General features: G+C 72.7%; 6 protein-coding genes and 3 pseudogenes. 8 read left to right on the top strand and 1 reads right to left on the bottom strand.

The window, feature by feature from the left end; all coding sequences use genetic code 11:
• The 7 genes and pseudogenes from GJ634_RS13345 to GJ634_RS13320 form a co-directional block, all read left to right on the top strand.
• Positions 1–345: DUF63 family protein (locus GJ634_RS13345; protein WP_157503364.1), on the top strand; the 345-nt coding region annotated here is incomplete at its 5' end.
• Positions 346–369: 24 nt separating this feature from the next.
• Positions 370–1,259, top strand: a pseudogene (locus GJ634_RS17015) (carbohydrate kinase family protein).
• 53 nt (positions 1,260–1,312) lie between these two features.
• Positions 1,313–1,834, top strand: a complete 522-nt coding sequence (locus tag GJ634_RS13335; RefSeq protein ID WP_157503363.1) for a hypothetical protein — start codon at positions 1,313–1,315, stop codon at positions 1,832–1,834.
• A gap of 14 nt (positions 1,835–1,848) precedes the next feature.
• Positions 1,849–1,971, top strand: coding sequence for a hypothetical protein (locus GJ634_RS16505; protein ID WP_269449541.1), 123 nt, complete (start codon positions 1,849–1,851; stop codon positions 1,969–1,971).
• 51 nt (positions 1,972–2,022) lie between these two features.
• A complete protein-coding gene (locus tag GJ634_RS13330; RefSeq protein ID WP_197425526.1) occupies positions 2,023–2,958 on the top strand; it encodes a hypothetical protein in 936 nt (311 codons plus the stop codon).
• Positions 2,959–3,002: 44 nt separating this feature from the next.
• Positions 3,003–3,731 carry a nucleoside phosphorylase gene (locus GJ634_RS13325; RefSeq protein WP_157503362.1) on the top strand — a complete coding sequence of 243 codons (729 nt, stop codon included), beginning with the start codon at positions 3,003–3,005 and terminating at the stop codon, positions 3,729–3,731.
• Positions 3,732–3,775: 44 nt separating this feature from the next.
• Positions 3,776–5,215: an HPP family protein gene (locus GJ634_RS13320; protein WP_157503361.1), complete on the top strand. Its 1,440-nt coding sequence runs from the start codon at positions 3,776–3,778 to the stop codon at positions 5,213–5,215.
• Here GJ634_RS13320 and GJ634_RS17010 read toward each other — a convergent pair.
• Positions 5,216–6,380: pseudogene (locus GJ634_RS17010) on the bottom strand (NAD-binding protein).
• Positions 6,381–6,462: 82 nt separating this feature from the next.
• On the opposite strand from GJ634_RS17010, the pseudogene GJ634_RS13310 reads away from it, so the two are divergent.
• Positions 6,463–6,627: pseudogene (locus tag GJ634_RS13310) on the top strand (potassium transporter TrkA); the annotation flags it as partial.

The raw sequence follows: 6,627 nt of genomic DNA, 5'->3' as shown, positions 1-6,627 counted from the left end.
GCCGTCGGCGCCGCCGGCGCGCTCGCCGTCTTCGCGCACGTCCTCGACGGCACCTCCACCGCGGTCGGCGTGGACGTGCTCGGGTTCGGCGAGCAGACGCCGCTCTCGGCCGCCATCATGCACTTCGCGGGGTCGCTGCCGACCGAGCCCGTGCTCGGCGTCGGCTGGCTGTTCGTCCTCGTGAAGACCGCGCTCGGCGCCGGCGTCGTCCTCCTGCTCGCCGAGTACGTCCGCGAGGACCCCGCGGAGGGCAACCTCCTGCTCGCGGTCGTCGCCGCCGTCGGCCTCGGCCCCGGCGCGCACAACATCCTCCTCTTCGTCGCCGCGAATCCCGCAGGGTTTTAGCGCGACCGACCCAACCGCCGGAACATGGTTCGCGTCGTCGCCGCCGGCCACGTCAACTGGGACGTCACGCTCCGCGTCGACGCCCTCCCCGAGCCCGACGGCGAAGCCCGCATCGTCTCCCAGCGCCGCTCCGGCGGCGGGAGCGCCGCCAACGCCGCGGTCGCGCTCGCCGCTTCGACGTCGACACCGGCCTCGTCGGGAGTGTCGGCGACGACGAGAACGGCCTGCTCGCGCGCCGGGAGCTCGACCGCGTCGGCGTCGACCTCGACGGCCTCCGCGTCGTCGAGGACGCCGAGACCAGCGTGAAGTACCTCGTCGTCGACGGCGACGGCGAGGTGATGGTGCTCGGCAACGACGGCGCCAACGAAGCCGTCCACCCTGCGGACGTCGACGCCGACTACGTGCGCGCCGCCGAGCACGTCCACCTCACCAGCCAGCGCCCCGAGACCGCCACCCGCATCGCCGAACTCGCCGCCGACGCCGGCGCCACCGTCTCCTTCGACCCGGGTCGGCGCCTCGACGAGCGCGACTACGCGGCGACCATCGAGCGCTGCGACGTCCTCTTCGTCAACGACCGCGAAGCCCTCGAAGTGCTGGAGGAGGACGCCACCTACGCCGAGTCGGCGGTCGGCGACCGCGTCGTCGTCGTGAAACACGGCGCCGAGGGCGCGACCGTCCACACGCCCGACGGTTCCTTCGAGCACCCGGCTTCGACGTCGAACCCGTCGACACGACGGGCGCGGGCGACGCGTTCGCCGCGGGGTTCATCGCCGTCCTCCTCGACCACCCCGACGACTACGAGCGCGCGCTGGAGTTCGCGAACGCCTGCGGCGCGCTCGCCGCGCGCGCCGAGGGCGCCCGCACCGCCCCCCACGTTCCCCGAGGTGGAGGCGTTCCTCGACCGCCAGTTCTGACCGTCGCACGCCGAAGTTTATCCGTCGAGGCGCGGCCACCCTGTGGCAACGAGATGACTCTCGGACCCGACGGCGAGCAGGCGAACGTCGCCGCGCTGCGGAGCGCCTGCGACGAATCCCGGGCCGTCCTCGACGACCAACTCGGCGAGCTCTCCGACATCGGCGACAAGGCGCTGTGGACCGTGCGCACGTCGATGATCGTCCTCGGCGTCGTCGCGTCGGCCGCCTCGCTCGGCGACGCCCGGACGCTCCGCCAGCTACACCCCGGAGTCGGGCTGCTCGGGGTCGCTGGCGTCGCCCTCCTCGTCGCGGCGAGCGTCTACGGGCTCGGCACGTACTTCGGTGCCGACCGGATTCGCGGAATCAGCCCAGAGTATCGCCGGCAGGCTCGAGAGAGTGGGTTGTCCGAACGCGACTGGCGTCAGGCGCTCCTCCGCGGCTACGACGAGTGGATCGCCGAGATGGAAGCCACCACGGACCGGTACGGGACACACCTGTTTCGCGCACAGGCGCTGTTCCTGCTCGGCGTCGTCGCGTTCGTCCTCACCGCAGGTTTATCACTCGGCACGCTGTAACTTCCCACGAGACGATGCCAACGGACTCCCAACCGGACGACGGTGCGCTGGCGGGCCAGCGAGGGACGCGGGCGACGCCACGAGTCCGGAAGTTCTTCCGCCTCCTCGGCTTCGAGAGCGGCACCGACGAGGAGTGACGCTCTCCCGCGCCACGGGGGATTAACTGGCTCTGCGACCTATCCTCTAGCATGCGACTCCTCGCGGCGTTCCCCGACCGCGTGCTCTCGTACGACGACGGCGACCGCCGCGCGGTCTTCGACGGCGACGTGCAGTGCCTCGACGCCGGCCCGCTCGGCGCCTACTGCGGGACCAGCGACGGCGTCTACCGGCAGTCCGACGGCGACCCTACGGAGTGGACGCGCGTCGCGGACGTCGGCGACGTGACGGCCGTGGCGAGCGCCGACTCGGGCGTCTGGGCGGGCACCGAGCCGAGCGCCGTCTACCGCGCGCCCGACGGCGAGACGTTCGCGGAGTGCGGCGGCCTCACCGACCTCCCCTCGAGCGGCGACTGGGCGTTCCCGCCGCGCCCCTCCACGCACCACGTCCGCTGGCTCGAACCGACGCCCGAACGGCTCTACGTCGCCGTCGAGGCGGGCGCGCTCGTCCGGTCGCCGGACGGCGGCGAGACGTGGCAGGACCGCGTCCCCTCCGGCCCGTACGACACGCACTCGATGGCGACCCACGGGGAGCGCCCGGACCTCGCGTACTCGGCGGCCGGGGACGGTTTCTACGTCACCGAGGACGGCGGCGACTCGTGGCGCACCGAGGAATCGGGGCTGGACCGCACGTACTGCTGGAGCGTCGTCTGCGACCCCGGCGACCCCGAGCGCGTGCTCGTCGCCGCGGCGAACGGCCCGCGGAGCGCCCACGACGCCGGCACCGCGAGCAGCGCGGTCTACCGGCGGGACGGCCGGGACGCCGACTGGGAGCGCTGCGAGGACCTCCCGGGGCCGGACGGCCTGCTCGCCGCGTCGCTCGCCGTGACTGGGGCGGGGGACGCGGTCGCCGCGACCAACCGCGGGCTCTTCCGGACCGACGACTGGGGCGCGTCGTGGGTCGGAATCGACGCGGAGTGGCCCACTGCGCTGGAGTCCGAGCGGCCGCGCGGGCTCGTCGCGCGCTGACCGCAATCCCCGCTCTTTTTCTCCGCGAGCGTCGAATCGCCGGCATGGCCAAACAGCCCCACCTGTTAGTCGAAGAAGGCGACGTCCACGACGTCGCGCTGCTGCCCGGCGACCCGGGCCGCGTCGACCGCATCGCCGACCACTGCGACGACAGCGAGGTCGTCGCCGAGAACCGCGAGTACAAGGTCGTCAACGCCACCTACGACGGCGTCGACCTCACCATCTCCTCGACCGGCATCGGCTGCCCCTCCGCGGCCATCGCCGTCGAGGAGCTCTCCCGCGTCGGCGTCGAGACGTTCCTCCGCGTCGGCACCATCGGCGCGCTCCAGCCCGACATCGAGGTCGGTGACATGATCGTCGCCACCGGCGCCGCCAAGGAGGAGGGGACGAGCAAGCGCTACGAGTCCGCCGTCTACCCCGCCGTCCCGGACTACGACGTGCTCACGAGCGTCGTCCAGTCCGCCGAGGACAACGACGAAGCGGTTCACGTAGGACCGATTGTGAGCGACGACGCGTTCTACAACGAGGACGAGGACTTCGTCGACGACTGGAACGACGCCGGCCTGCTCGCCGTGGAGATGGAGGCCGCGACCGTGTTCTCGCTGGCGCGCCGGAAGGGGCTCGCCGCGGGCGCCATCTGCACGGTCGACGGGAACCTCGTCGCGGGCACCCAGAAGGGCGCGGACGGCGACGACGAACTCCCGGAGAAGGCGAAGGACAACGTCGCGCGCGCCATCGACATCTCGCTGGACGCCGCGACGCGGCTCGCCTGAGCCAGCCGAAACACCCAACTGCCGGGCCCGCCGATTCGGAGGACATGCTCTCGGAGTTGCGCCGTCGGGTCGCGGCCGCCCGGCGGCGCCTCTACCGCTTCGAGCGCCGCGAACTCCGGTCGCTCCGGCGGTGGCTGGAGACGACGAGCAACCTCCTGCACGTCTCCGTCCTGCTGTTCGTGCCGCTGCTCGTCGGCCTCGTGACGCTGCTCGCGACCAGCGTCGAAGTCGTCTCCTTCCTCCTCTTCCCGCCGCTGGCGTCCGGGACGTACACGCTGTTCGCCGAGCCCGAGGGCCGGTACTCGGACCCGCGGACGTTCGTCGGCGGACTGACCCTCGGCGCGCTCTGCGGGTGGGCGGCCGTCGAACTCACCGCGGCCGCGTACGGCGTGCCGACGGCCGCTGTCGGCCTCGACGCGGGCGCCGCGGCGCTCGGCGTCTTCCTCACGGCCGCCGCGACGTGGGCGCTGAACCTCGAACTCCCGACCGCGTTCTCGACGGCGCTGCTCGTGCTCGTCACCGGCACCGCGCAGTTCGCGTACGTCGTCGCGGTCGCGCTGTCCGCGTCGCTGGTCGCGGTCGTGTTCGCCGTGTGGCGCCGGGAGTTCTACGAGGAGCGCGCCCGCTACCTCTACCGGACGACGGAGGCCGACGACCACGTCGTCGTGCCGATGCGCGGGGAGACCGCCGAGCACGCGGCGATGCTGGGCGCGCGCATCGCGGCCGCCCACGACGCCGGGAAGGTCGTCCTGCTGGACGTCGTCGACGACGAGGAGGTGGCGGCCGCCGAGCGCGAACACATCGAGAGCGACGCCGAGTACGTCGAGGACGCCGACTCCGCCGCGGAGGAGCGCGCGGCCGACGTCGCGGCCCGCGAACTCGAACAGCGGGCCGCCCGCATCGAGACGGAGGTCGGCGTCCCCTGCGACGTGGTCGTCGCGGCCGCGAACGGCAGCCCCGCGGGGACGGTGCTGTCGACCGCCGCGGAGGCGAACTGCGACCTCGTCGTCGCGCCGTTCGAGTGCGCCGACGACGGCGCGCTGACGCCGTTCCTGCGCACGCTGTTCGGGAGCGACGTCGACGTGGTCGCGCTCCAGTCGACCGGCGAGCGCACGCGCTGGCGGCGCATCATGGTGCCCGTGCGCAGCGCCTCCGACGTCGCCCACGCGATGCTGGACTACGCCGAACGGCTCGCGGGCCGCGGCGGCTCAATCAGCGTCTGCTCGTGCATCGACGCCGAGCGCGAGCGCCGCCGCACCGAGTCGATGCTCGCGAACCTCACGGAGACCGTCGGCACGCGCTGCGAGACGCGCGTCTCCCGTTCGAGCATCGAGTCGTTCGTCGAGCGCAACGACGCCCACTACGACCTCGTCTTCCTCGGCGCGAGCACCGACCGGTCGGCGGCCTCGAAGTTCCTCTCGCGGCCGACCTACGAGCGCGTCCGCGACCTCGAGACCGACATCGCGCTCGTCCACACCGCCTGACTACTGTTCGTCGAGGACGTCCGCGGCCTCCCGTTCGGCGTTCTGGTCGCCGAGCGCGGAGCGCGCGAGCAGCCGGCCGCCGATGACCGCGGGGCTGATGACCGTGTCGGCGCCCGCGCGGCGGAGCTTCGGCTCGTTCTCCTGCTCGGTGGCGGCGCGACGACGCGCACGTCGGGGGGTAGGCCTCGCGGACGGTGAGAATCGAGAGCGCGTCCTCGCCGTCGTCGTTGGTCGCCGCGACGACCGCTCGCGCGCGGTCGACGCCCGCGCGGCGCAGGGACGCCTCGTCGCCGGGGTCGGCGACGAGCACGTTCACGTCCCGCTCGCGCAGCCGCGAGACGTGCTTGTCCTCGTCGGTGAGCACGACGAGCTGGCGGTCGCTGGCGGCGAGTTCGGTCAGAATCGGTTCCGTCAGGTCGCCGTAGCCCGCGACGACCACGTGGCCGTCGAGGGACTCTAGGTCGCTCTGTGTCATGCGTCCGAGGGCGCTCGCGAACCGGGCTTCGAGGGCGGGACCGAGGAGGGCGCCGAGCGCGATGGCGAAACTCGCGGTGCCGAGCACGAGCACGGACAGCGAGAACAGCCGCGCCTCCTGCGTGGTCGGCGTGACGTCGCCGTAGCCGACGGTGCTGGAGGTGACGAGCGTGTAGTAGAACGCGTCCAGCATCGTGGTGACGCCCGTGAACCCGCGCTCGCCGCGGAGCGCGTACGTGCCGATGGTGCCGTACGCCTGCACGCCGGCGAGCGCGCCGCCCGCCGCGAGCTGGCTCGTCGTCAGCGAGATGGGCTCGTCGAAGCGGCTGCGCGCGACCGCGAGCACGGGGAACGCGACGACCGACAGCACCACCAGCGGCACCGAGTACGGCGTCGCCTGCACGAGGCCCTGTCCGGCGGTGACGGGCAGGAGCACCATCGTGGAGTACCACGCGACGCGGAGGCCGCGGCGCAGCCCGAACGCGCTCATCACCATCAGGAACCCCGTCAGGGAGCCGGTGAACCCCGCGGTCTGGCTGACGGCGGGCGGGATGTACCGGGCGAACGGCCCGAAGTTCGCGGTCGGGTCGACGATGCCGAGGATGCCGACGACGACCGAGAGGGCGGCAATCGCGAGGGTCAACGCGACGGCGACCCGGCCGGTCACTCGCTGCACGCCCGGAACGTCCATACCACCACGGGCGTGGCCGCCGTTCTTAAAAACGGCGGCACGCGTCGGTAGCGTTTTGTCCCGGGCGCGACTCGACGGTGGTATGACTTCGACTCCCGTGCAGGCGCTGCACGGCATCTACCTCGGGCTGCTGGCGGGCGTCATCCCGGCGCTCGTCTCGTTCGGGTTCGGGTTCCTCTTCCGGTACGTCACCGGGCTCACGGTGCCCGCGTTCGGTGTGGTCGTCCTCGCGTCGCGCTCGCCGGCG

The sequence above is a fragment of the Halobacterium sp. CBA1126 genome, assembly GCF_009741975.1.
In the GTDB taxonomy this organism is placed as follows: Archaea; Halobacteriota; Halobacteria; order Halobacteriales; family Halobacteriaceae; genus Halobacterium.
This window is presented reverse-complemented; position numbering and strand designations above follow the sequence as displayed.

Excerpts from the sequence above, each read along its gene's own strand:
- GJ634_RS13335 (WP_157503363.1), top strand. The coding sequence starts at position 1,313 with ATGACTCTCGGACCCGACGGCGAGCAGGCGAACGTCGCCGCGCTGCGG.
- GJ634_RS16505 (WP_269449541.1), top strand. The coding sequence starts at position 1,849 with ATGCCAACGGACTCCCAACCGGACGACGGTGCGCTGGCGGGCCAGCGA.
- GJ634_RS13330 (WP_197425526.1), top strand. The coding sequence starts at position 2,023 with ATGCGACTCCTCGCGGCGTTCCCCGACCGCGTGCTCTCGTACGACGAC.
- GJ634_RS13325 (WP_157503362.1), top strand. The coding sequence starts at position 3,003 with ATGGCCAAACAGCCCCACCTGTTAGTCGAAGAAGGCGACGTCCACGAC.
- GJ634_RS13320 (WP_157503361.1), top strand. The coding sequence starts at position 3,776 with ATGCTCTCGGAGTTGCGCCGTCGGGTCGCGGCCGCCCGGCGGCGCCTC.